20 protein-coding genes are annotated in these 25,519 nt (G+C 42.6%); 14 read left to right on the top strand and 6 right to left on the bottom strand.

Annotated elements, in window-relative coordinates:
- The first annotated feature begins 79 nt into the window (after positions 1-79).
- From M5U24_RS13380 to M5U24_RS13360, 5 genes are all read left to right on the top strand, one after another.
- Entirely contained in the window at positions 80-640 is a 561-nt protein-coding gene (locus M5U24_RS13380) for a phospholipase D-like domain-containing protein (RefSeq protein WP_164994401.1), read from the top strand.
- Between the two features lie 254 nt (positions 641-894).
- Positions 895-3,186, top strand: coding sequence for a glutamine amidotransferase (locus tag M5U24_RS13375; RefSeq protein WP_172953481.1), 2,292 nt, complete (start codon positions 895-897; stop codon positions 3,184-3,186).
- A 199-nt stretch (positions 3,187-3,385) separates the two neighbouring features.
- Complete coding sequence (locus M5U24_RS13370) at positions 3,386-5,926, top strand: hypothetical protein (protein WP_099325044.1); 2,541 nt, start codon at positions 3,386-3,388, stop codon at positions 5,924-5,926.
- A 254-nt stretch (positions 5,927-6,180) separates the two neighbouring features.
- Complete coding sequence (locus M5U24_RS13365) at positions 6,181-7,389, top strand: ABC transporter permease (RefSeq protein ID WP_099325045.1); 1,209 nt, start codon at positions 6,181-6,183, stop codon at positions 7,387-7,389.
- Between the two features lie 207 nt (positions 7,390-7,596).
- A complete protein-coding gene (locus M5U24_RS13360; RefSeq protein ID WP_298202689.1) occupies positions 7,597-9,615 on the top strand; it encodes an ABC transporter ATP-binding protein in 2,019 nt (672 codons plus the stop codon).
- Positions 9,616-10,135: 520 nt separating this feature from the next.
- On the opposite strand, the gene M5U24_RS13355 is transcribed toward M5U24_RS13360, so the two are convergent.
- The 5 genes from M5U24_RS13355 to M5U24_RS13335 all read right to left on the bottom strand — a co-directional run bounded on the left by M5U24_RS13355 (position 10,136) and on the right by M5U24_RS13335 (position 12,735).
- Positions 10,136-10,378: a DUF2283 domain-containing protein gene (locus M5U24_RS13355; protein WP_099325048.1), complete on the bottom strand. Its 243-nt coding sequence runs from the start codon at positions 10,376-10,378 to the stop codon at positions 10,136-10,138.
- Positions 10,379-10,707: 329 nt separating this feature from the next.
- The gene (locus M5U24_RS13350) at positions 10,708-11,445 is read right to left on the bottom strand and encodes a hypothetical protein (RefSeq protein ID WP_298202686.1); all 738 of its coding nucleotides are present in this window, start codon (positions 11,443-11,445) and stop codon (positions 10,708-10,710) included.
- 105 nt (positions 11,446-11,550) lie between these two features.
- The gene (locus M5U24_RS13345) at positions 11,551-12,144 is read right to left on the bottom strand and encodes a hypothetical protein (RefSeq protein WP_298202684.1); all 594 of its coding nucleotides are present in this window, start codon (positions 12,142-12,144) and stop codon (positions 11,551-11,553) included.
- 88 nt (positions 12,145-12,232) lie between these two features.
- Positions 12,233-12,529: a type II toxin-antitoxin system RelE/ParE family toxin gene (locus tag M5U24_RS13340; RefSeq protein ID WP_099325051.1), complete on the bottom strand. Its 297-nt coding sequence runs from the start codon at positions 12,527-12,529 to the stop codon at positions 12,233-12,235.
- Positions 12,526-12,735: an addiction module protein gene (locus M5U24_RS13335; RefSeq protein WP_099325052.1), complete on the bottom strand. Its 210-nt coding sequence runs from the start codon at positions 12,733-12,735 to the stop codon at positions 12,526-12,528. The genes M5U24_RS13340 and M5U24_RS13335 overlap by 4 nt, the downstream gene beginning before the upstream one ends.
- A 908-nt stretch (positions 12,736-13,643) precedes the next feature.
- Here M5U24_RS13335 and hisS point away from each other — a divergent pair.
- The 5 genes from hisS (at position 13,644) to M5U24_RS13310 (ending at position 19,057) form a co-directional block, all read left to right on the top strand.
- Positions 13,644-14,954, top strand: coding sequence for a histidine--tRNA ligase (hisS, locus tag M5U24_RS13330; RefSeq protein WP_298202680.1), 1,311 nt, complete (start codon positions 13,644-13,646; stop codon positions 14,952-14,954).
- A gap of 214 nt (positions 14,955-15,168) precedes the next feature.
- Positions 15,169-16,932 carry an aspartate--tRNA ligase gene (aspS, locus tag M5U24_RS13325; RefSeq protein WP_298202678.1) on the top strand — a complete coding sequence of 588 codons (1,764 nt, stop codon included), beginning with the start codon at positions 15,169-15,171 and terminating at the stop codon, positions 16,930-16,932.
- Between the two features lie 121 nt (positions 16,933-17,053).
- A complete protein-coding gene (locus M5U24_RS13320) occupies positions 17,054-17,458 on the top strand; it encodes a tetratricopeptide repeat protein (RefSeq protein ID WP_099325055.1) in 405 nt (134 codons plus the stop codon).
- Positions 17,459-17,555: 97 nt separating this feature from the next.
- Positions 17,556-18,584: a tetratricopeptide repeat protein gene (locus M5U24_RS13315; RefSeq protein ID WP_157820502.1), complete on the top strand. Its 1,029-nt coding sequence runs from the start codon at positions 17,556-17,558 to the stop codon at positions 18,582-18,584.
- 20 nt (positions 18,585-18,604) lie between these two features.
- Complete coding sequence (locus tag M5U24_RS13310) at positions 18,605-19,057, top strand: hypothetical protein (RefSeq protein ID WP_197705387.1); 453 nt, start codon at positions 18,605-18,607, stop codon at positions 19,055-19,057.
- 169 nt (positions 19,058-19,226) lie between these two features.
- Here M5U24_RS13310 and M5U24_RS13305 read toward each other — a convergent pair whose 3' ends face one another.
- A complete protein-coding gene (locus M5U24_RS13305; protein WP_099325057.1) occupies positions 19,227-20,171 on the bottom strand; it encodes a TlpA disulfide reductase family protein in 945 nt (314 codons plus the stop codon).
- A gap of 815 nt (positions 20,172-20,986) precedes the next feature.
- Here M5U24_RS13305 and M5U24_RS13300 point away from each other — a divergent pair.
- From M5U24_RS13300 to M5U24_RS13285, 4 genes are read left to right on the top strand one after another with little or no spacing between them, the layout of a single operon-like run.
- Positions 20,987-22,492 carry a pitrilysin family protein gene (locus M5U24_RS13300; protein ID WP_099325059.1) on the top strand — a complete coding sequence of 502 codons (1,506 nt, stop codon included), beginning with the start codon at positions 20,987-20,989 and terminating at the stop codon, positions 22,490-22,492.
- Positions 22,489-23,976 (top strand): pitrilysin family protein, encoded by a 1,488-nt coding sequence (locus tag M5U24_RS13295; RefSeq protein ID WP_099325060.1) that lies wholly within the window; start codon positions 22,489-22,491, stop codon positions 23,974-23,976. Before M5U24_RS13300 ends, M5U24_RS13295 begins: the two co-directional genes overlap by 4 nt.
- Before the next feature lie 39 nt (positions 23,977-24,015).
- Entirely contained in the window at positions 24,016-24,504 is a 489-nt protein-coding gene (locus M5U24_RS13290) for an adenosine-specific kinase (protein WP_164994393.1), read from the top strand.
- Entirely contained in the window at positions 24,501-25,367 is an 867-nt protein-coding gene (locus M5U24_RS13285) for a DMT family transporter (protein ID WP_099325062.1), read from the top strand. Before M5U24_RS13290 ends, M5U24_RS13285 begins: the two co-directional genes overlap by 4 nt.
- Positions 25,368-25,519 lie beyond the last annotated feature (152 nt).

Below are 25,519 nucleotides of genomic sequence, written 5' to 3'. Positions count from 1 at the left end.
TCCCCCGCTGGCGGGGGTGCAGTGGGTGGAAATTGTAGACTGTAGATTGCCGACTGTGGATTGTAAAAAGGACTCCTGTATGAAATATTTATTCATTGTAATTATATTTTTCACCTGTACTTTTTGTCCCTCCATTTTATTTGCGTTGCCGGCAGATGATGTTGTTCCTCTGGTGGACCAGGAGTACTATTTTCACGTACACAGGGCGATGAAAGACGCCAAAAACTCCATTTTTTGCGTTATGTACTCTGCAAACATCAACCCGAAATACCCGAAAAGCAAGGAATATCAACTGCTGGATGGGCTTGTCGACGCTCATAAACGAGGCGTAGCCGTAACGGTAATATTTGAAAAAAACATTGCCTTCTGGGAAAAAGGAGCCAAGGGCAAAACGGTGGAAAAAAAGAGTCCGAAGGCATACGAGTTTCTCAAAGAAAAGGGTGTTCCTGTTTTTTACGACAGTGTTAAAAATATCACTCATAGCAAAATACTGGTTATCGATAATTACGTCACCATTCTTGGTAGTACAAACTGGACGTACAGCGCCTTGAATAAAAACCACGAGGCCTCCGTCCTGATCAAGTCCAGGAGCGTAGCGGAGTCTTTTCTTGCGAAACTCAATAAGATCCCAAGGGATTAACCGAGACTGCTTATTGATCATAAATGGCGCTTGTTTAGAATTTCAAATCATTTTGTCATTAGAATTTGTTTCCTACTTCGTATTTCGAATTTCACGAGTATCTTATTTCACCATTAAATATTTTGACAAAAATGCAAAGATATTACTGATAAGCACAAAGCCCTCCCCACTATGTTTCATTATTATCGACGGCAAATCTCTTTTTCATCGAAAACATTTTACAATAAAAGCGAATTGATAGTATAATGACACGCATGGAAAATGTTACCCAATGGAACCTAATTTTTACCGGGCTTGAAGGTTTTGGCCTCCGTGCGATGGTGTTTATAATTGCAATAGCGATTCTCTTTTTTTCATGGTCGAGCATCAAAAATATCCGGCCTGTTTCCCGGCGCATACTCTTATTTTCTTTACGGCTGGCAGGAACCCTGCTGATAGTCCTTCTCCTTTTTCAACCACACCTGGAGCAAAAAGAGGTATTGAAGCTGAAAAATAAGGTGGTTTGCCTTCTCGATGCTTCGAAAAGCATGTCTCTTAAATGCGGAGATATTGCGGTTACCCGGGCACAGTTGCTTGATAATTTTTTTACGGAGAATGATGCTTTTTTCAAGGAACTGCAAAGTTCTTTTGACGTAAATTTCTTCACTTTTTCCGATATCCCAACGGAAACCTCCTATAAAGATATCAGGACGGGTATTACTCCAGATGGAGAAGATACGGATTTTGCGCAAACTCTGAAATATTTACAACAACGTTACAAAGACGATAATGTGAAGGCTTTTTTCCTTTTTTCAGACGGGAAAGACACGGTGGAACGCCCGGCGAATGTAAATGCCTCGGAGGTTATAGCAGGCATTGCAAGAGAATTTTCTTCCCCCTTTTTTACCTTTGCACCCGCAGAGAATATGGAGGCAAGAGATGTTGCTTTAAGCAGCATTTCCTACAACACATTTACTTTTGCGCGAAACCCATGGAAGGTAGACGCCACGATAAAGGTGATGGGATACAACAACCTGAAACTACCCGTTACGCTTAAAGAAGGGAGCGACATTATTTCTACAAAGGTTATCACTGCCAATGAAGAAGGTGAATACAACGTCACCCTCTCATTTACTCCATACAAAACAGGAACCTTTCTTTATACCGTATCGATTCCCGTTCAGCCGAAGGAAGCAATTACTGAAAATAATCAGGTAAGCTTTCTTGTTAAGATAGTGCGGGACAAGATCAGGGTAATGCATGTTTGCGGAAGGCCCTCATGGGACGAACGTTTTTTGAGACAAGCGCTGAAGAACGACCCGAACATTGACCTTGTTTCTTTTTTCATCCTGCGGACGCCGAATGATATTTCCAACGCAAGCAATGATGAACTCAGCCTTATTCCCTTCCCCGTGGACGAACTCTTCACAGAGGTACTTAACAGTTTTGACCTGGTGATATTTCAAAACTTTGACTACCGCCCTTACGATTCCCCGATATACCGGTTTTCTTACTATTTAAGCAACATTGAAACATTCGTAAAGGACCATGGCGGCGGCTTTCTCATGATGGGGGGGGACTTGTCTTTTACACAGGGAGGGTATGACGGCACCTCTATAGAAGAAATTCTGCCGGTTTACCTTACGTCCGGCAAAGACCTTACGGAAACAGCCGGATTACGCGCAGCTCTTACAGAAAACGGACAACGACACCCAGTGACAACCCTTGATATAAATAACGACAGAAACCTCTCCATATGGGAAAATCTCCCGGAACTTGATGGCTGTAATATTACGACACAACCAAAGGCTGACGCTGTAGTATTGGCCACATATCCATCACAGGGAGAGCCTCCACTCATTGCTGTTCGCGATGTCGGGGAGGGAAGATGCATGGCTATTACCGCCGATTCCCTTTGGCGATGGAATTTTCTATCAGTGGGGAGAGGGGGCAGCAACAGATATTATATGAAATTCTGGCAAAATACCATCAAATGGCTTATTAAAGACCCCCTGTTTAACCCAATTCATATAACAATAAACAAGGACACGTTCCTTCCGCAGGAAGAAGTACAGGTAAATATAAAGGTTTTGGAAAAAAGCTACCAGCCATGGGAAGGGGTGCATTTGGAGATAGACGTCACAAACGAATTTACCGGTAAAAGCATTTTCATTAACAAAGGAATAACCGGGCGCGACGGACAATATACCTTTAATTTTAAATACGAAGAGGAAGGGTTTTATATTATCAAAACAATTGCAAAAAATGAGAGCGGGGAGATCGGGCAGGAACATACCGTGTTTAATATTATGAAAGCGGATAAAGAATTTAAGGACACTTCGATCGAAAGGGAATTGCTTATGAAATTGGCGGAGGTTTCCGGGGGCAAATATTTCAATTTGCCCCAAAAGGATATCAGGGGAAAAATTTCCATAGAAAATCCGCCCATTACGAAACTTGTCGGAAAAAAGCAAATCTCCCTCTGGGACAAGGGGTACGTTTTTGTGATTATTATATCAATCGTGTCCTTTGATTGGTGGATAAGAAAACGCAGCGGCCTAAGCTGAACTCCATGCATTTGCAGTAAATCCAGGACCAATAAGGGGTATGATGTGTAGTGGCAAGGGGCGTGCCTTGCCATTGCAGGATGGAAAATAGCATGATCCCTGTTTTTACGATCCTCGTTCCTACGCTCTGCATTCCGGTAATTTAATAAATTCCGCTGAATAAATACGAGTATTCATAAAAATAAGAAAGGGAAAAAATATGAAAAAATGTATGTCTATGTTCGGAGGTTCTTTTTTATTTACCTTAATTATATGTACCCCTTTTGCCTTTGCTGCCGGCGTGGAAAAAGTAAATCTGGGCATATATGGCGCTCAGGTACAGGATATTACATCATATGATAATTCAGGCACAACGGAAATTCTTATTGGTATTGATAGCATCAAAGGGGTATACAAATGGAATACGAGTACTTCTTTTTCATGGGAAGCGGTCACTTATCCCGATATCACCGGCAAGTGTTCAGAGATTGAAGCAAACCTTGTATCCGGCTATGAAAATGATATTTATGCGATCATCAGCGACAGTACCGGCGCCTCACAAATATATGCAAGCGACAGCGGTGGCAGTTACGGAAGCTGGGTTAATATTGCAACCGTTATTCCTGCTCCAGGGGTATTAACTGCCCATAGTTCAGGCTTATACGCCGGCACTTATCAGGGGGATGTTTACAGAAATACCGGTGGAACCGGCAATCCGTTTACCTTGCTGTATTCTTTTGGCTCCGGTTCAGAAATCACCTCTCTTTCTGTCTATGATGCGGATACTATGTTTGTTATGGTAAGAACCGGAGGCAGCATTGTAACGCCATATAAATTGGACGGTTCGCCTTTAATTGCAACTGCACTTACACTGCCATCAAGTCCTGCATCCGGTTCAGGTTCCGTTGCGGTTGAAATAATCGGCGTAGACCCTACAGACGTTAACACTATTTTCATCGCAGGCGGCTCAGCAAACCCTCAGGTTTATAAGACAACAACCGGGGACTCCCCCTGGACTTCTTCATGGGATTTTGAAAGTTCCGGCGCTGATAATTTTCCGGGAGGATTCCCTCAATATATTAGATTTAATAACAACCGTGTCTTTATCAGCGCTTCTGTATTGGACGGTGCATCAGGTTCATGGTCTCATGCGCCGATCCTTTCCTCAACGGTTGGTTCATATACCGTTGATACCCATGTTAATGACGGGGCATTAGATATTAATCCCAATGATACAACCAACATTTACATGGCAACTGACTGGGCTATTGGAGAGCTTAATTATAATTCAGGCACATGGACCGCCGTCTCGGAAGTTGGAAATAACAATGGCATAGAAGGGGTTGTCTTAAATGATATAGATTTCTATGAATACTCTTCCACCCATAAAGAACTATGGATTGCCTCAAAAAGCGGCGTTGGCAGGGCAGTCAATTTCGACCCCACAGATTCCTTATCAACAGCAAGTTCTTCAGACTGGATTTTTCCTATGTTTCCTGAGACTGACGGGCCTCCGGTAACGGAAGTAACCATAAATCCAAATGACCCCTCAATAGTATTCGTAGGTAATAATGCGGGAAGGGTTTATGTGACAACAACAGGCACATCCACTTCACCGGCATGGGCAAAGGTATTCCAGGCAGAAGATCATACCGGCGAGTTTGGTTCTACACGCCCGGAGCATTCAAATATTACCGCAATTGGTTTTGTGCCTTCCGTCTGCAACAGGATATACATTGCAGGCACAAACTGGGAAACCGGAGCAAACGGGGGAATATTTTATAGTGACGATGACGGCATTACCTGGACGGCCGATACCATAAACAGCACTGGCGCAACTATTGATTTTCCGGTAAATACACTTTGGGTAACTGACAGTGAAGTCTGGGCTGGAGTTGGCGGGGAAAACAGTGCGGAAACAGGACTTCGCTGGAGGCTTTCCGTATGCTTAACCAATAGTTTCTGGGAGCCATCTACCGGAACAAATATTGATAATGAAGTTGTAACGTCCATAGACGGAACTACGATCTCCGGGGATGTAACAGTTTATATTGCAACAAAAGGGGGCGTTTACAAGGGAGAAAAACCTTCGGGCAGTTCTGCATGGACATGGCAAACGGTAACCCCTTCTTCCGCAACATCCACTGATTTCACCTCTGTTACGGTCAACCCTTCCGATGCTAACAATGCATATGCTGCAGTGGGTAATTGTATTTATGAAACCACAGACGGCGGCGTTACATGGACTATTTTTGGCTCGTCCTGCAGCGATTCACATGAAGATGTTAACGTATTGATATTTGACGATATTCTGGCAGGTACGGCAATCGGATTGTTTTCTTACAGCAGTAACGATACAACTCCAACTCCAACACAAACGCCAACCCTTACCCCAGATATACCTGCCAGCCCTACTCCAAGAACAACACCCACACTTACGCCTACAACAACTCCAAAAGAAGAGTGCCAGGCTGATTCCATGCAGGTTTCATCTGATAAAACTTCATTATTTGTTGGAGAAGTCAAGGACGTATATGTAAAAATCACAGGAAATGACAACTGCCTTGTCGAAGGCGCCAGTATTAAAGCAAAGGTGACAAAGGGCAAGCGGTTATTAAACCTGTCATCCAGGAAAGAAACTACTGATGCAAACGGAGAAGCTGTTTTTGCGATAACCGCCAACAAAAGTGGCAAAGCAAAAGTTATGTTTAAGTCGAACAATCTGAAGAAAAAAATATCCGTAACAATAGAGGAAGATTAACCACTCAAGTCAAAAGTGAAAGTGAGGCTTTCACTCTGGCTTTATCTCTCACTCCGAAGGGCTGCTACGTGGTTAAGAGCGTGTTTACTGCGAGGTTGCTTCGGAAAAAGACCCTCGCAATGACATGCTGGATCCCTCGCAATGACAAGGTGGTTAAACTCTCTTTGGTCACGGCTTTGCCGCACTATATATTTAATGGCGAAATCCCCTATGTATGAATCCGAAGAGCAATTTAATGAAAGGTTTTTTGCAGCATGCCGCCTGTATTAAAAATAGCGTTACGCGCCATATTAAGGAATAAATTACGCTCCTCACTTACAATACTTGGTATCGTTATCGGAGTGGGGGCGGTAATTGTCATGGTAGGTATCGGACAGGGTGCGAAGGACTTGATTGAGAAACAAATAGAAAGCCTGGGCACAAACGTACTCATTATTATCCCTGTCAGCACTTCTCACACCGCCGCCAGGGGAACGGAAGGAACCATTACCCTCACTGCGGAAGACGTAGCGGCAATAGCGAAGGAATGCCGGGAGGTAAGCCATGTATCGGCGAATTTACGAACGGCTTCCCAGGTGGTATATGGAAACCAAAACTGGTCAACAAGCATTGTAGGCATTCACCCGGATTATCAGATTATACGGAACTGGGAGCTGGAGGCAGGCAGGTTTATCAGATCGCAGGACGTCAAGATAATGGCAAAGGTATGCGTATTGGGGCAAACGGTTGTCGTGAATTTATTCGGGTCTCTCGACCCGGTGGGCAGGTGGATACGCATTAACAATATCCCGTTCAAAGTAATTGGTGTATTAAAGGCGAAAGGGCAGTCTCCGATGGGTACAGACCAGGACGATACCGTGCTTATGCCGTATACCACCGTTCAGAGAAAGATTATGGGCGTTACACATGTTAGCGCTATCCTTGCTTCTTCGTATACCGCGACGGGACGTTTCAGGGCTATCGGGCAGATTACCGATCTGTTGCGAGAGCGCCACCGGCTGCGGGCTGGGGATGAAGATGACTTCCGGATTATCAGCCAGGTCGAATATGCATCCACAATGACGGAAACCAGCCGCACAATGACCATACTGCTGGGGAGTATCGCGTCTGTTTCTTTAGTTGTGGGAGGTATCGGGATAATGAATATCATGCTTGTCTCCACCACCGAAAGAACGAGGGAAATAGGCATCAGGATGGCGGTTGGGGCGAAGGAAAGGGATATCCTTCTTCAATTTCTGATAGAGGCGACAGTATTGAGTTCCATCGGCGGGATTATCGGCGTAATCTCCGGCATTGTCTTTTCAAATGCTATTTCACTTTACGGTGGATGGCCTTCGATGCTCACCCCATTGCCAGTGGCAATAGCATTTCTCTTCTCCAATATAGTAGGTATATTTTTTGGATACTATCCCGCAAGAAAGGCGTCAAGGCTGAATCCTATTGAAGCGCTCAGGTACGAATAAGAAATGTTACAAAATGTTCAACATTCAACTCTCAAATTGTCGCTCATGTGCATTTAACATTGAACATTGAACTAAGCCTGTATCCAAACCCCACACGAACAAACAACGTTTGTCCGTGCCACCCATGTTGCACAAAAATATGTATGACAATTTCCAAAAAACTAAAGTGCTACGCAAAAAGATATTTTTTGCTTATAATAGCCGTCTATGAAAAAAGAGTTCCATTCAAAAGGCACATACGTAAGATTGTTATGCTACCTGAAGCCATATTGGCGGAGGGTGATTGTCATTCTGCTGCTTTCAATAATCAGCGCTTTTGTTGCCGTGTTGCCTATTCAAATATTGGGGATAGCGGTTGATGAAATAAGAATGGCGGACCGCCATGCTAATAGGAATGTAGAGACAACGCATGCGTTGTCTCTACCCGCACAAAAGGCAAACATGTCTGGCGATGAACCGGTTCTTAAAAAGAAATATTCCATTCCCGTTGCAAAACCGTTGCTGAAAATGTCAGGATATATTCATAACCATTGGTTCCTGGAGTATAATTACATTATGGTTACGCTCGTATTCCTTGCCTCGGGTTTTCTCGTGTTGCACGCAATAAGCAGTTGTATATCACTGGCGCATGGGTATATTACCTCGGAGCTTGGACAGCGGCTTGTGTATGACATGCGGAATCAGCTTTATGGCCATATCCAGCGATTCCCACTAAGTTATTTCGAAAATAACAAAACCGGCGACATTATGAGCAGAATTATGAACGATGTGAATTCACTGGAACAGGCGATTGTGGGTCCGGTGATTACGTTCATTACCGATATGTTCAAATTCTTCTGGATTATTTATTTTTGCATGAAACTGGATTGGCAGCTTACCAGCATCGTTTTGTTTGTATGTCCTTTTATTTCACTCTGTACCTATAGTTTCGGGAAAAGAATCAGAAGGATTTTCCGCTCGTTACGCGAAAAGACGGGCGATCTTAATGCACTTATTCAGGACAATATATCCGGTATTCGTGTCATAGCGGGTTTCGCGAAAGAGACGGAAGAACTGGAACGTTTTAAACACAAAAACTACGAGAACTACTTTCTTCACGTCCGCATTCTTAGGCTTGTGAATACCCTGCGGCCGGCGGTTGATTTAATAACGGAGACCGGCGCAGTGGCTGTTATCTGTCTGGGAGGATACAAGGTGCTGCAGGGGCAGCTTTCTGCGGGAACGTTTGTTATTTTCTTTCCCTACCTGCAAATGATGTATGGTCCTATTACCGGGCTGACGCGGTTTTATAATCAGGTGCAGCGCGCTATTGCATCAACCGAACGTGTTTTTGAAGCGCTTGATACGCCCGTAGAATTGCAAGACGCTCCGGATGCCCTGCCATTGCCGGTGGTACAGGGATTTGTGGAATTCAAACATGTACACTTTATGTACGGGAAGGACAAAGAGGTGTTAACGGATATTAATATAACTGCATGCCCTGGCCAAATGATTGCCTTTGTAGGGCCTAGCGGGAGCGGAAAGACCACGCTGACCAAACTGCTGCCACGGTTTTATGACCCGGTAAAGGGGGACATATTTATTGATGGGCATAATATCAAAAACGTCACCCTGCATTCTCTGCGAAAACAAATGGCGATGGTGCTTCAGGAAACCTTTCTTTTTAACGACACGGTAAGAACAAACATCGCTTACGCAAGATCGGACGCATCGGATAAAGACGTTGAATATGCTGCGAAAGCTGCAAATGCGCACGACTTTATCATGCAGCTCCCGAATGGTTACGAGTCCATTATAGGAGAGCGTGGGGTAAAACTTTCAGGTGGACAGAAACAACGCATCGCAATCGCGCGGGCCATCCTTGCAAATCCCAGAATACTGATCCTGGACGAAGCTACTTCCTCCGTAGATACGGAAACGGAACAGCTCATCCAGAATGCCATCTACCGGTTGATAAAAAACAGAACAACCTTTATTATTGCCCACAGATTATCAACGATTCTCCATGCAGACAGGATTGTTGTTTTGGAAAATGGAAGGATCGTCGAGGCAGGTCTTCATCAGGAACTTCTTGCGAATAATGGACTGTACAAAAAGCTCTTTGAGATGCAATTCGATACTCAGGAAAAAATAAAACCGAAACCGGAAACCGAAACCGGAGAAGGCATGAAAATCCCCGAACCGGTCATAGATATAGAAGAACTCCGGCAAACCATGGAATGGTAGAAAAAGAGTAACACTTTAGTTTTTTAAAAAATGTATTACCTATAAGCTCCGTAGGAGCAGCCTGTTTGTAGCAAAATAGAATATTATAACAGATCGTAGAGACAGGTTTGAAACCTGTCTCTGCAATTAGGAGCGACCTGTCTCTTGCAAATCCATATTAAACAGGTCTGCCTGAATACGTACAGGCCGCTCCTACGGAGCTATTTACTCTATTGAATTTTATTGTGCTACAAACAGACCGCCCCTAACGGGGCGACATGGTATTTTTTCTATACCGTGAATTTTTCAAAAAGCTGAAATGTTACGAAAAAGGGGATAAATCTTGCATACTTACCAAATTTTTTAAAACAAACTGATTTTACTTTTACAACAGTAGTCATGTTCGAATTAAAATAACAGCATATCGAAGCTATCAATCGTTGCTTTGCTGTATATTCCAGAATTGAGCAAGTGGTTCTCTGTGGCTCCCGTGCTATAGGAAATTACAAGGATGGCTCTGATATTGATTTGACAATTTTGACTAGGTAGAACTATTTGTTATAGTCTTTTTTTGATAATCAGGTTTAAGAATTAAGGAAATGGGTTTTTGTGTCTTTAATGCGCTTACTTTTAATATTGAAAAACCAATAACTTCTCCATCCTTATCTACTTTTTCCATAACAGCATCATTCTCAGTTTCTTTAAAAAAACCTTCTTTCCTATCAAACAACACTTCAAGGTAATCCCCTTCCTGGTCGTACCATACTTTTATTTCTCTTCCCATAATATTCCCCCCTTTTTTATTGTATCTGTAAAGTATGCAGTAATAATAAATGAGTCATCAATTCATGATTTTATGACAACACCGAGATATTTTTCGGTAACAGGGGTTCTGGAGTATTTTTTGTAAAACAACTCTACTTCATTATCCGTTTTCGATCTTACGATCATGAAAGGATTTTTAAGTGTGTCCTTTATTTTATCATATTGATTTAGCATTTCAGGATGATCTTGTTCAATATGGTCTTTTCTGTCACCAGTAAATCTTATAGTTCGATTCTGGTAATCTTTAATGATTTCTATTTTATTTTTATTATTTTAGGCCCATAACGTTCAAATTGAGGGGCTGCGCACTTTTGCGCAGTCCCTCTCGAATACAGGGTTATACACAGGTTTAATAGCCAGCATTTCATTGCCACCTCGCTGAAACTCGTAAGGAACACGCTTGACCTCAACGCCGAAGCCGTGATTCTCAAGGTGTTTGCTCACAAAATCAAGGTGGGATGATGGCGTGCTATCGAGCGCAAGCAGTGGAAACACACGCACTTCGCGAGCAACACGCAACATTTCTTGAAGAGCCTGAAGATGAAACTCCGCCGATAAGTGGGCGCTGTACAAAAATAGAAAATGAGACGATAAGGCGATGTCGAATTGTCCGCTTTTGAAAGGTAACGACGGTAACTCCCCTGCAATGTATCGGCCTTCCTGTTTTCCTGTTTCGAAGTCAGCAAGGAAAATTTCCATTGCTGACATGCGAACATTCCCGGGTTGTTCCACTGACGGAATAGCTCCCCCCCAAACGTAGTCGTTTTTGTTCTTGCGCATTTGTGTCATCACGGCTTCATAAGTATCAGAGACGCGGCTTCTAATCTGCGCAGTGTCAAAAACATAGATCGGATCGACTGAGACGACGTTACTACCGCACTTGCTCAGTGCGGAATTGAATGCGGCAGGGCCATCACCGCAGCCGAGAACACGAAGCACCAGATCGCCCTCTGTGAGGCCGAACATGCGGATGTATTCGTCATACGAACGCCCCCACGGTACGACTTTGTCGAGCGTAAATCCCATAGATGGCCTGCCTGTCTAACGGTTAAAATCACTGGCCGGCCCCGGTGTGTTAAAGAAAAAAACGCGCTGCTAGTTCCGGCCAAGTGCATTTTTTTGTTAGCTGAATCACGTTAATATACTCAGCAATTGATAGGATTCTTCAAGTAAAACCCGTCTACATGCGACATCCTTAACGTCTTTAAGTACAGTGAAGATTTCAACATATCGGTTTCTGATCTTTATGAATTCTGAAGAGTTATAGAGTTGTGAGATCCATTTGATTTCTGTAACGGACAAATTGTCAAGGATTTGCGAGGGGGTATATTCAAAATAATCGCTTTCGCAGTCGTTTGAAGAGTGCCATATGTTGTATTCAGGTATCTCTATACCAATGATTTTTGGTATAAAGTATAAATTTGAAAGCATTAATTCAGCTAATTTGATTTTTGCTTCACCAGTTTTACCCATTTGATACAGCATGATTGCCCAACATAATATTTGAATCGGTTCTCCGCTATCATCTGGGAATTCATTCTCGTACCATTCAATGTATGTCGATGATTTTTTCGGATCACCGAGTAAAAAATAAAGACAGAAAAGCAAATATCTTTTACCAGCACCGTCATTGATTGAACCATAAGTTTTCTTTTCTTTATTCAAGGAGCTTTTATAACTTGAAATGTGCTGTTTAATCTTTTTTTCTGTATCTGGAATATTCATATATGTTTTACTTTCTTCCTTTTATAGGTTTTCAGCCAACGTCGCAAATCAGCCGCGCCGCTTTTTGGCGTCGGCCGAATTTGCCTTGTTATGTTCTTTTTTTCCAGTGCCGTGGATGACGACTGCCATGCATAACGGCAAGTACCACAACCGAGTCTTCATCGACTCGATAAAATATCCCAAAAGGAAATCGGCGCACTACAGCACGGCGACTTTGCCTATGCACTACGGGGTAAATATTCGGATTTTCTGAGATTGTATCTAATGCAACAAGAACGTCATCAAGAAACTCTTGGCCAAGACCTTTACGTTGCCTATCATACCACGTCGCAGCATCTTCAATATCTGCTTCAGCTTCTGGTCGAAGATAAACCTTAAGACTCACAATCGTTTCCTAATGTCAGATATTGCTTCACCGGCTAAGCGGCCTTTAAGTCGTTCCGATTCGTAAGCATTCAAGCGTCGGTCAAGTTCCTCTTTTTGTTCATCGGTTAATGGCAATGCCGCTTGATCAGTAGCAATGCTATCCCAGATATCCTCAACCAGTCTTATCCTCTCTTCAATCGGGAGATTACGTAAATAAGCTGTCATCGTTACTTCCTCCGTTTATATTTTAACAGTATTTGACTCACAATATTTTGAAACAGGACCATTGATTATCACAATCAATTGCCCTGATGGCTTGAGAAAAACACTATTATCAGGTAAAATTGTCGCGTAGTTTTTAAAAAATTACTTTATAATTTTATTTCTTATACATTGTAGGATAGGAGAAAAAGATGTCAAACAAAAAAGGGGGAGGTTGCCAGATGAAGCGAAAGATATAATGAGGCTTAAGCATTATTATATCCATCCATAAAGAACGATCATACGGTGATTGGATCAAACGATATATTCAATACCACTGAATGACCGGTAGAGTGACCGAAACAGCTTTCGCTTGCATTTTTACAATCGCAAAGTAAAATGAAACATCCATGGCCTAAAAGTCACAGAGTGAAGTGAAAATAAATAATCCACAGATTACTTGGCGCGGCCTTTGGCCGCAACCAAATTCGAAATACGAATGTCGAAATATGAAACAAGTTCAAATGACAAAAAACCCAATACTCCAAACTTTACGTAAGCCTCATCTAATCAATGTCTTACGGTTGTGTAGTTTGAAAAACTAGCATAAAAAACAAGAAGTTGATGGATAGTAGTACGGATTTCTACAGATCAGGAGAAGATTAAAGAAGTTTTTTATCTGTTGTGAGATCTTTGAATGCGGTAGTTTTTCATAAAACATGACGATAGTGATACACGGGAATCCGGCGAATAAAATGCCCGTGAGTTTTCAGTATGAAGCGCTGTATATGGAAAGGGACTTGCGTTAAATCATCTTTGGTGATATATGAAGAAGGCAAAGTTTTACCCGTATTGAAATACAGTATAAGAAAGCTTTGATAAAAGCAAAGAATTGATTGTTTACGAAAATTTATAAACGTTGAGAATGAAACATGAACGTAGAAACCGATAAGAAATCAGGATATGTATTTAAAGCCCCCAGAGGCACTGAAGATGTTTTGCCAGGCAATTGGGATTTGTGGAAGAAACTGGAGGAGGCGGGCCGTCAGGAGTTCGAATTATGCGGATACTATGAAATCCGCACCCCGGTTTTTGAAGACACGCGCCTTTTTGTAAGAAGCATAGGCGAGGCGACTGATATTGTGGAAAAAGAGATGTATACCTTTTCAGACAGTGAAGATTCGAGCATAACATTGCGTCCTGAAAATACCGCGCCTGTTATGCGGGCATATCTGGAATATGAACTGCACAAAACAAAAAAATTTCAAAAGTACTATTACATCGGTCCGCAATTCAGGAAAGAACGCCCTCAGGCAGGCAGACTTCGCCAGTTCCACCAGATGGGGATAGAAGCGGTTGGCGCAAACGACCCATTACTCGACGTAGAAACGATTGGTGTTGCAGTGAGGATTTTTGATCGTATCGGGTTGAAAGGTTACAATGTGAAGATCAATTCAATAGGTTGCAATGAATGCAGGCCGGTATTCAGAAATATCATAAAGGACATCCTCTGCGAGCGCGAGATGGCATTATGCGAACTTTGCCAATCACGGCTTCACAGGAATGTGTTTCGTATACTTGATTGCAAGAATGAAAAATGCAAGGAAGTAACACATCAACTGCCACCCGTGAATGACTATCTCTGTGAAGAATGCCGTATTCATGCAAATAGCGTCAGAGAAGCCTTGGTGGGAATAGGCATCCCTTATATTGCGGATGCGCATCTTGTGAGAGGGTTGGATTACTATACGAAAACGGTTTTCGAAATTACCCATTCTTCATTAGGTGCCCGCGATGCAATCTGCGCCGGCGGGAGGTACGACAATCTGATCGCCGATATGGGAGGGCCTTCCATCGGTGCTGTCGGGTTTGCGATAGGAATGGAGGCAACTATTCTTGCGATGCAAAATGTATTAAACAAAAAAAAACAGCCTGTTCATCTCGAAATTAACGAGCCTGCGCCAACGGTTTACATCGTTTCTATCGACAAGGAGATCAAAAAGCATTGCTTTTACCTGCTCAACCTTTTGAGAAAGTCCGGTATTTCCGCGGATCTGGATTATGAAGGGAGGAGTCCGAAGGCACAAATGCGTGTTGCAAATAAACTGGGGGTAAAATACGTTCTGGTGCTGGGGCCTGATGAATTGGAAAGGGGTAATGTTAAGGTAAAAATAATGGAAACGGGCGAAGAGGTTATCGTAAGGCAGGATGAGATACTCAATTGGTTCCTTCAAAAACGATAAACCGGCAAGCGCAATTTAGTCTCACGTCCGTAGTTAAAGAATAGCAAGACACGCGATACAGCAAAAAGGAATTTTTAGATAAAGATCAACGGTATTGCAACCCTCTCTTCACAACAAAAATCCCGCCCTGAATCTTCCTTGCAATAAAGACACATTATTTTTTTTCGGACCATTTTAAATGAGAAATTTGTAATCCACAGGAGGCAGTAAACACATGTCTAAATTAAAGCGAACGTGTACGTGTGGACAGTTGCGCTTAAAAGAGGTCGATTCAACGGTAGTTTTGATGGGATGGGTAGATAGCGTTCGGGACCACGGAGGAGTAATTTTTATCGATCTCAGGGACAGAGAGGGAATTACCCAGGTGGTTTTTAATCCTGACACGGCAAATAAATCATGTGAACTTGCACATCAATTAAGATCTGAATACGTTATCGCAATAAAGGGAAAGGTTGCTGCCAGGCCCGCCGGTACCGTCAATCCGGATTTAGCTACCGGCGAGATAGAGGTGCTTGCCGATGAGCTTGAAATTTTTAATAAATCCGAAACGCCGCCATTTGAAATCATTGACAATTCCAACGTTTCATTAGAATTAAGGCTGAAATATCGTTATCTGGACCTGAGACGTTCAGAAATGCAAACGCATTTAATTTTCCGTCATAAGGTGTGCCAGACTATACGTGAATATTTTAACACACGGGGTTTTATTGATATTGAGACGCCTGTACTGACAAAGAGTACCCCCGAGGGCGCCAGGGACTATCTGGTTCCCAGCAGGGTGAATCATGGCAAGGTATATGCTTTACCGCAATCTCCGCAACTATTTAAGCAGGTGCTTATGGTTTCAGGGTTTGACCGCTATTTTCAAATCGTCCGGTGTTTCCGGGACGAAGATCTCCGCGCACAACGGCAACCGGAGTTTACCCAAATCGATATGGAAATGTCTTTTGTGGATGAGGCGGATATTATACAGGTTATCGAAGGGCTGATTGCTGCGATTTTTGAAAAGGTTGTGGGGAAACCGGTCAACCTGCCGTTCCCCAGATTATTGTATCAGGAGTCCATGGCGTCCTATGGATGCGACGCCCCTGATTTACGATTCGGTATGAGGATACAGGATGTTTCTCACATTGTAAAAGAATCAAACTTTAAGGTTTTTTTAGAGACAATTAACTCCGGCGGGCAGGTGCGGGCGATAAACGCGGCAGGGTGCGGGCATTATTCGAGAAAAGATATAGATGGATTAACGGAATTTGTAAGCCAGTTTGGCGCCAGGGGGCTGGCCTGGTTCAAAGTGGAAGAAACAGGTCTGGTTTCCTCAATAACTAAATTTTTTCCTCCGGAAATATTGCAGAAAATTCAGCAGCACATGAATGCTAAAGCCGGTGATTTGCTCCTGTTTGTTGCGGATAAGGAAAAGGTCGTATCCCAATCCCTGGCGCATCTCCGGACGCATCTTGGTCATAAAAACAATCTTATCAATGCAGAGGAATTTAATTTTGTATGGATTGTTGATTTCCCGCTGTTCGAATATAATGAAGATGCGAAACGTTACGTGGCCCTCCATCACCCGTTTACCTCGCCCCGGTCTGAAGATATTCCTTTCCTGGAGGAAAAACCCTTGGAAGTCAGGGCAAGGGCATACGATCTCGTGCTGAATGGCGTGGAGCTTGGAGGAGGCAGTATTCGTATTCATTCCCCTGAAATACAGAAAAGGGTGTTTCGCCTGCTGGGGATAAACGATAACGATGCGTATCAGAAATTTGGATTTCTGCTGGATGCGTTAAAATTCGGAGCACCGCCCCATGGCGGAATTGCATTGGGAATTGACCGCATGATTGCATTGTTGTTGCACCTTGACGATATCCGGGAAGTAATCGCATTTCCAAAAACACAGAAAGCTACCTGCCCCATGACGGAAGCCCCTTCTGAAGCAGACCCGCAACAATTAAAAGAACTGGGCATAAGCCTTGCCTGAATATTTTGCCGGGTATTAAAATGAACCTTTATAGAAAGGAGGATATTTTCACTAAAGGGAGAATGTCCTGGTTTTTCAGAAAAGACCTCAGGAAAAAGGAAGGATACGCCGAAGAATATTTATGAAACAAAAAATGCTTATTATGATTCTATGCGCGTCATTTGTCGTGCTGCTAACTTCAGTTGGCTTTTATATATATTTGAAGCGCCAACACCATTCATTATCGTACCTGCAAATGGCTGGAGAATATGTGCAGCAGGGGAAATACGACGACGCCATTCATTTATTGAAAGAGACATTGCGTAATAATCCTCACATTGCGGAGGCGCATGCCGCGTTGGGCATGATATACAACAAAAAAGACCTGCCCGATGAATCTTTGCAGGAATTGAAAATTGCGCTAACGATGAAACCTGACCTTATAAGTATTTATCAGGAAATGTATAAGGTTTACAAGAAAAAGGGCATGGAGGAAGAAGCACAAAAGGCTTTAGGTTCTTATGAAAAATTGAAAGGAAACGAATAAAATTTAATTTGTATAGTTTTTGCAAAAGTGTTAACATTTTTTTATGAAGAACTATTTAAGACTATTTCCTATATTCATATTTGTTGGCATTTTTACTATGTCTTCTGTATTTGCCGACGCAAATAGCGAAGCAAACAAATTTTACCTGGATGCGTACAATCTGTACAAGCTGGGGAAACTGGATGAATCTCTGGTATTGCTGGAAAAGGTAATAACTTTGAATCCCAATCACCCAGAGGCTCATTTTGGGATGGGAAGCATATACTTCCGCCAGGAAAAATTCCAAAAAGCCGTTGAAGCATTTACGAAGGTGACGGAAATCAAACCTAATTATGTGGAGGCATATCAACGGCTCTGGCTGGCATATAAAAAACTGGGCATGAGTGAAAAAGCCGAACAGGAACTCCTAAAATACCGCAAACTGATAGAAGACCGTATGCAGTCAATGTCGGGTGGTTCGCCTCAGGTGGTAAAACCAACGGCTCCCGCACAAAAGGAACCTGCGAAAGAAAAGGAACCTGCGAAAGAACAGGAAGAGAAACCAGCAGAACCGGCAGAAACAAAACAAGTGGCAAGGCCAGTGCCGGAAAAAATAACCCCATCGGGAACAACTAAATCGCCGGAATCGCATGTGACGGAATCCAAGCCGGCTGAAAAAGAACCCGTGGCCGAAGTTGCGAAAACGGAGGTGAAAAAGCAACCGGAACCCGTTGCCGTAGTACCTGTGAAACCGCAAAAAAAAGAGGCACAATCGCCTTCTGTTGTTGTTCCGCCGGAATCTCCGCCGGTTGTACCGGAAACAAGGCCTTTAAGACCGGAAAGTCCGTCGGTTGAACTGAAATATAAACCGCATCTCGATACGGAGTCTGCCGCCAAATATAAAAAATCTTACAAAGGCGACGATCCTACCCTGAAGGGTTTCATTAGAAAATTAAAATCCACGGCTTCATTTTTGATTAAAAATCCTTTCCGTAGAAGCGACGGAGCAACGGAAAAATCTTATTTTGCAAAACTGGTAAAGGGTGCAGTATATTATGTAGTGGTAATTCAAATTTGGTTATGCGTTGCTGCGGCGCTATGCATTTATTTTTCTAAACCGAGAAGTAACGACAAGGGAAATGTCTGAGTATAATAAGGATATAAACTATGAAACTATGCCCTTTTTGTGCAGAAGAAATTAAGGACGAAGCTATTAAGTGCCGTTTTTGCGGCGAATTTTTGACTTCTTCTCACGAAGAGGTCGGTGAAAGAGAGCCCAAAACCGGATATACTCCCTCATCTAAAAACCTCTATAAAAAAACAAGGCCTCAGAAGGGCAAAAAAACTCTTCCGCAACACATTGCTGGTAAGGAAGAAGAACGGCTAATGTCTCAACAACAATCGGAGGGGCAAACACCGCTTCAGACGGTTTATGCGCCGCCGGCAGTTGAAGTGAAGAAATCGATAAAAGAAGCATCTGCCATTGTCTTCCCTGGAAAATCCGGCGAGGTAAAAAAGAAGAAAAAAGACTGGGTATTAATAATTGCGATTATTGTATTTGGTATTTTACTTCTGGTAATACAATTCAGCAAACAACTTGGCATAGAGGGATTTCCGTAATCTTCAGAACATCGTAGTTTTTTGAAAAATTCCAATAATAGCGATGTTTGCCTCATAGTGTAGGGGCGAAGCATTTGCTGCAACTAAAAAGGGGTGCATCCCGCTCTTTTATAAAAGCGGTATGCACCCCGGTATGCTTCCTTCCGCAGAGTAAAAGCTCTTATCGCCACTACCTGAATGAAGGTATATCCTCAGATTCGGTTTCGGAAAGGATTGCTGCAACAGTCATTGTTATTCCACGAATTTCATTTCCAATATAGCGTACCTTGCTTTTCCTGTCTAATACATATATCAAGGGTAAATTCTGCACATTATAAAGTTGGGCCAGTTCACCTTTAAATTGTTCTCCGTCAAATATCTGCGGCCAATCAAACCGTTCTTGTTGCATAAAACTTATAAGGTTTTCAAGATCATTATCCAGACTTATTCCTATGAATTTCACCCCCTGACTTCCCAAATTGGTGTACATTCTCATGATCTTCGGAAATTCCTGGATGCATGGTTCTGCCCATGTCGCCCAGAAAAACAAGAGAACAACCTCGCCCTTGTAGTCCGCCAGGTTAACAGTCTTTCCATTTACATCCTTTACGCTGAACATTGGGGCTTCCACACCCATTTGTGTAGTGTTGCTCAAGTCTCCTCTAAAACTGGCGGCAGCCTGGGGTTCTATTTCTTTTAATGCCGCAATAGTTTTTTTTGCATTTACAACGTCACCCTTACCCAGAAGGGCCTGTATTTTAAAATAAAGCGTTCGCGCCTTAAAATTTTTGTCGACCCCTTCCTGACTCAATACAGTATCAAAGCATTTTACCGCCTCATCAAATTTTCTCGTCATGTTGTACACATTACCGATAAAAAAGGTTGCTTCCAGACCCTCCCAGGTTCCCTCGTATTTTTTTTCCAGTTTTTTTAAATCCTTAAGGAAATCTTTGTAGAAATTTTCAGCATCTTTTAATTTCATTTCCGTTAACCCGCTCAGGTTTTTTCTTAGCAATTCAAGTTGTTTTGCAGCTTCCTGATTATGTGCAAGCTCCTTTGCAAAAGATACCTGGCTTACAAAAGAAAAAAACAGTGCCGAAATTATTGTTACAACAAAAAGACAATTTTTCTTCATGGTATAAACTCCTAAAGTCCCTATGGATAATGTGATGTTAAAAAAATAACGCCTGTAATATAGCGGCAATTCAAGAATTGCAGTTGCTATAGTACTACACGGTGAAAGCTTATTTTTTGCGGGTTTTTTTCGCGGCCTTCATGTTCTTCGCGGTTGAACTATTTTGGGTTTGCAGCTTTGCCTTCTATGTCAGCAAGGATACAAAACATGGCAACAGTCTGAGGGCAAAGCATTTGCTATAAATTGTCATGAATGCGTTCATACCCAAACGTGCAAATGCTTCGCCCTTACTTTTTAAAAAAACTAAAATGTTACAATAAATCTATTTTTCAGAAAGCCGCCTAAAGCCTGATTTATATTGAAAAGAAATAAGGGAAGGAGGGGGGAAATATTTTACACGTTCGTATTAACATGCTATGAATTTGAAAAGTTCCCGCAATCCTTACGTTAAAAAAGAATACAAGACAGCGGGCTATGCTAACACAGAATACATCCTTTATTCAAGACTCATTTTCGGTAAAATTATTAACACTATATGACAAACGCGGCTATCGTTGGAATTTTTTAAAAAACGAACTTGTTACGTTTTTTACAATGCTTATAGAAAAGGTGTGTTTTAAAATTTACGTTGCAAAAAAGCCGTCTTTCCTTTTAGAATGAAACTGGTGGTTTTCTTATTAATTTGATATTTACAGACAGTGTTCATGTTTTCGATAAAAAGATTTTTGTCACGGATGCCATGTTTTTTATAATCCGATATTTTTAAAACCATTATCTATATTTTTATCAGATGAATAACCGGGAGTACGTATAAAATGATACAAACGAAACGTCTCATATCTTTTGCAATCGTGAATTTTTTAGTCATCTTTCTTATTTCACTGAAGGCGCATGCCGAACCGCTCAAATTAGACGTAAAGGAACACGTTCTCGGGAACGGCCTGAAGCTGCTCATGCTGGAGAAACACGAGGTGCCTATTGTCTGCCTTCGGATTAATTTCCGGGTAGGTTCTGTGGATGAAAGGCCTGGTATTACCGGCGTTTCTCATCTCTTCGAGCACATGATGTTTAAGGGAACAAAAATATTTGGAACGAAAGATTATGCTGTCGAAAAACCGTTGCTTGAAAAAGAAGACGCGCTGGTAGCAGAAATTGCATGGGAAACCGGAAAAGAACTCCATGACAAGAAAAAAATTGCCGCATTAGAAAAAGAATTGCAAACGACAAGGGGAAGACTGCGGGATTTGGCGGTAAAGGATGAAATATTTTCCCTCTACCTGCGACATGGTGCGGTCGGATTAAATGCCGCAACATCTTCTGACGGCACGTTCTATATCTGCAACATTCCCGCAAATAAACTGGAGTTGTGGGCTTTTATCGAATCAGACCGAATGAAAAACCGCGTATTAAGGGAATTCTATTCCGAACGTGACGTTGTAATGGAAGAGCGGCGGACAAGAACGGAAACAAGCCCGTTTGGCGCATTAATAGAACAACTTAATGCGGTAACATTTATTGCGCATCCCTATCGTTTGCCCACAATAGGATGGAGTTCAGATATTCAAAATCTAACAAAGGCGGAAACCGCCGGGTATTTTGAACAATATTATACCCCGAATAATGCCGTGATTGTGATGGTAGGGAATTTTAAGCAGGATGATGCAATAAAACTGATTGAAAAATATTTTGGCGATATTCCCCGCCAGCCTGACCCGCCAAAAGTTAAGACCGCTGAGCCTGAGCAAAAGGGAGAGCGGCGGATAGAGGTGGAGTTTGATTCGAACCCTTATATGGCTATTTCATATCACATTTCGGGAATAGACCACCCCGACATCTATGCATTGGATGTATTGAGTTCCCTTCTTTCTGACGGAAGAACATCGCGTTTGTATAAATCTATGATCGAGGGAAAACGCATTGCAGTAATGGCGAATGCAGGCATTGGCGTCGGAAGATTTCCGGAAACCTTTACCTTTTATGCCGCCCCCAGAGCCCCCCATACCGTTGAAGAGGTAGAGGCGGCGTTTTATGAGGAAGTAGAATTGCTCAAAACCAAGCCTCCATCTGAATGGGAGTTGCAAAAGATTAAAAATCAATTGGAGGCAAGCTTCATACGAAGGCTGGAAAGTGCCTCCGGCCTTGCCAGTGAGATAGGGTATTATGAGATTATTTCCGACTGGAGGTATATTAACACCGTTCTGGAAAAAGTAAGCGAAGTCACTGCTGAGGATGTCACAAGGGTTGCAAAGAAATATCTGATAAAGAAAAACCGTACCGTTGCTATGTTGGTTAAGAAAGAAAATGGGGAGAGTGCAAAGTGAGCATAAAAAGATATCAGCATCTTATTATATGTGTAGTCTGTTTCGTATGTGTTTTTTCTATAAACAATTTCCGGACACTACGTGCGGAGCACCAAAAAGAGGTACCTCCCTCCTCCGGCAAGCCTAAATCCGAAGGAGCAAGGATATTATCAAAATTTAAATTTGCACCTCTCGGCTTTAATCCTCCAAAGGCAGAGAGGCTGGTGTTGGATAACGGCGTAATCCTTTACTTGCTGGAAAATCATGATTTACCGATTATAAATGTAACGGCGCGAATCAGAACAGGGGCTATTTATGAACCAGCGGAAAAGGCCGGGCTGGCAAGTTTGACGGGAGATGTTATGCGGAGCGGTGGCACGGTATCCATGCCGCCTGACAAAATGAATGAGGAACTGGAATTCATAGCAGCCTCAGTGGAGACTTTTATAGGCAGAGAGTCAGGCGGTGCAAGCCTCTCCGTGCTTAAAAAAGACATGGACAAAGGGCTTAGGATTTTTGCCGACGTGCTGAGAAATCCCGCATTTCCCGAAGACAAAATAAGGATGGAAAAGGATGAAACCATTGAATCCATCCGAAGGGAAAACGACCGGCCACAGCAAATCGCAGGGAGAGAATTTCGCAAGATACTCTATGAAAGCAGTCATCCGTACAGCAGAAGAGTGGACGGCACTCTGGAATCCATAGAAAAAATTACGAGAAACGACATGATTGCATTTCATAAAAAATTTTTCCGTCCGAACAATATAATAATTGGCATTTCCGGCGATTTTGACCGAAAAGCGATGATTAGTAAATTGAATGAGGTTTTTAAGGGATGGGAAAAGGGGAAAAACATTATCCCTGATATACCAAAGGTCAAATACGAACTAAACAAATCGGTAAACTACGTATATAAAGACATCAATCAGGCAAACGTCATCATGGGGCACCTGGGGATACACAGGAGGAGCCCTGACTATTTCCCCATTGAGATTATGAATTTTATTCTTGGCGGCGGAGGGTTTAATGCCCGAATAACAAGCAGGATACGTTCCGATGAAGGGCTTGCTTATTCAGCATTTAGCAGTTTTCAAACATCTCAGGACCTTGGCATGTTTTATGTAATGTGCCAGACCAAACTGGAATCCACCAATCGCGCTATTTCAATTGCGCTGGAGGAAATCGAAAGAATGCGCACCACACCGGTAGACAATGAAGAATTAACGCATGCCAAAGAGACTTTCTTAAATCAGTTTGTTTTCCGTTTTACTACAAGCGCGAGCATTGTTGCGCAAATGGTAGATATTGAATACGAAGGCCTGCCGCTGGACTATCTGGAAACGTATGAGAATAATATCCAGGCAGTGTCTGTTGAAGACATAAAAAGGGTGGCACAAAAATATTTACACCCGGACAAAATCTGCATCCTTGTTGTTGGAAATAAGGATAAATTTGACAAACCGCTTGACACTTTCGGCAAGGTCAACGAGGTCTTGTTGGAGTAAGCTCCGGAAATACCCGCAAAAAACGAGGCTGAATAAACCATGGTTGAAACAATGGCGATAACAATGGAGCTGCCGGAAAGGGCAAATATAATAATCGGCCAGGCCCATTTCATAAAAACGGCAGAGGATATTTACGAAACCCTTATAAATGCAGCGCCGGGAATAAAATTTGGCATTGCGTTTTGCGAAGCTTCCGGCCCCAGGCTTATAAGAATCGAGGGGAACGATGAATATCTGCAGGAGACGTCCGCAAGAAATGCGAAAAACATTGCCGCAGGCCATACATTTGTAATCCTAATGAAAGAGGCATATCCCATAAATGTATTAAATGCCCTGAAATTATGTCCAGAGGTGTGTACTGTTTTTTGTGCTACCGCCAATCCCCTTCAGGTTATTGTGGCCAAAACAGTGCAGGGGAACGGCATAATCGGCGTAGTTGACGGATATAGTCCGGCAGGGACCGAAACTGAAAAAGATATTAGGGACAGAAGACAACTATTGCGTAAAATAGGATATAAGCTCCCTTGAACTGGCTTTTCATTTCTCTCTTTTGTGCATTTTGCGTGGCAACCGCTGATGCACTGAGCAAAAAGGTTCTAAAAGAAAAAAACGAGTATATTGTTTTATGGGTGCGCATTGGATTTGCCTCTCCGTTTTTGCTGTGTTTCCTGCCTTTCATAGAAATACCAACACTGGACCACATCTTTTTTCTTATTCTCATCTTCCTTGTCCCGTTGGAGACAACCGCACTCATATTGTATATGAAGGCGATAAAAATTTCACCGTTGTCAATGACATTGCCTTTCCTTGCATTAAGTCCGGGGTTTTTAATAGTAACCTCAAATATCATCCTTGGCGAAAGGCTGCATAAGCACGGCATTATCGGTGTACTGCTTGTCACATTGGGTGCGTATTTGCTTAATGTAAAAATGAGCCGGCAGGGAATATTGCAGCCGTTTAAGGCAATTTTGAGGGAACGCGGCTCTGTTTACATGATCATTGTCGCCTTTATCTACAGCATTACCTCCAATTTGGGGAAATTGGCGATCCAGCATTCCAGCCCGTTGTTTTTTTCAGCAACCTATTTTCCATTCCTGTCGTTAGTTCTTTTTCCTCTTCTTCTGTGGAAAAATAATGGCAAAATAAGACAGCCGTTGAGTTCTCATCTCGCTATCTTTATTTTAATAGGATTGTTGATCGTGTTTTCAACGGTCAGCCACTTCTACGCGGTGACATTAACAGAAGTCCCCTATTTCATCTCGGTGAAAAGGACGAGTCTGCTTTTCGGCATTCTCTATGGGGCAATTTTGTTTAAAGAAAAAAATATTGCCGAACGACTTGTCGGGGGGATGGTAATGTTTGCAGGAGTTATTGTTATTCTCTTGTTTTAGGGCAGCCCTGAGCTGTTCCGGAATTCGGGGGACACCATACGTAGTTATTGACTCAATGTTGAAAAACAGCTAAGATTCCCCGTGGTCAGGATTGCTCGTGTGGCAGTCCCAGTCTCATGCTATGACGTCAGAATTCTGCTATACCATAATTA

This window comes from Candidatus Kuenenia sp., from assembly GCF_027493735.1.
Taxonomy (GTDB): domain Bacteria; phylum Planctomycetota; class Brocadiia; order Brocadiales; family Brocadiaceae; genus Kuenenia; species Kuenenia stuttgartiensis_A.
This window is presented reverse-complemented; position numbering and strand designations above follow the sequence as displayed.

Excerpts from the sequence above, each read along its gene's own strand:
- M5U24_RS13380 (WP_164994401.1), top strand. The coding sequence starts at position 80 with ATGAAATATTTATTCATTGTAATTATATTTTTCACCTGTACTTTTTGT.
- M5U24_RS13375 (WP_172953481.1), top strand. The coding sequence starts at position 895 with ATGGAAAATGTTACCCAATGGAACCTAATTTTTACCGGGCTTGAAGGT.
- M5U24_RS13370 (WP_099325044.1), top strand. The coding sequence starts at position 3,386 with ATGAAAAAATGTATGTCTATGTTCGGAGGTTCTTTTTTATTTACCTTA.
- M5U24_RS13365 (WP_099325045.1), top strand. The coding sequence starts at position 6,181 with ATGCCGCCTGTATTAAAAATAGCGTTACGCGCCATATTAAGGAATAAA.
- M5U24_RS13360 (WP_298202689.1), top strand. The coding sequence starts at position 7,597 with ATGAAAAAAGAGTTCCATTCAAAAGGCACATACGTAAGATTGTTATGC.
- M5U24_RS13355 (WP_099325048.1), bottom strand. The coding sequence starts at position 10,378 with ATGGGAAGAGAAATAAAAGTATGGTACGACCAGGAAGGGGATTACCTT.
- M5U24_RS13350 (WP_298202686.1), bottom strand. The coding sequence starts at position 11,445 with ATGGGATTTACGCTCGACAAAGTCGTACCGTGGGGGCGTTCGTATGAC.
- M5U24_RS13345 (WP_298202684.1), bottom strand. The coding sequence starts at position 12,144 with ATGAATATTCCAGATACAGAAAAAAAGATTAAACAGCACATTTCAAGT.
- M5U24_RS13335 (WP_099325052.1), bottom strand. The coding sequence starts at position 12,735 with ATGACAGCTTATTTACGTAATCTCCCGATTGAAGAGAGGATAAGACTG.
- hisS (WP_298202680.1), top strand. The coding sequence starts at position 13,644 with ATGAACGTAGAAACCGATAAGAAATCAGGATATGTATTTAAAGCCCCC.
- aspS (WP_298202678.1), top strand. The coding sequence starts at position 15,169 with ATGTCTAAATTAAAGCGAACGTGTACGTGTGGACAGTTGCGCTTAAAA.
- M5U24_RS13320 (WP_099325055.1), top strand. The coding sequence starts at position 17,054 with ATGAAACAAAAAATGCTTATTATGATTCTATGCGCGTCATTTGTCGTG.
- M5U24_RS13315 (WP_157820502.1), top strand. The coding sequence starts at position 17,556 with ATGTCTTCTGTATTTGCCGACGCAAATAGCGAAGCAAACAAATTTTAC.
- M5U24_RS13310 (WP_197705387.1), top strand. The coding sequence starts at position 18,605 with ATGAAACTATGCCCTTTTTGTGCAGAAGAAATTAAGGACGAAGCTATT.
- M5U24_RS13305 (WP_099325057.1), bottom strand. The coding sequence starts at position 20,171 with ATGAAGAAAAATTGTCTTTTTGTTGTAACAATAATTTCGGCACTGTTT.
- M5U24_RS13300 (WP_099325059.1), top strand. The coding sequence starts at position 20,987 with ATGATACAAACGAAACGTCTCATATCTTTTGCAATCGTGAATTTTTTA.
- M5U24_RS13290 (WP_164994393.1), top strand. The coding sequence starts at position 24,016 with ATGGTTGAAACAATGGCGATAACAATGGAGCTGCCGGAAAGGGCAAAT.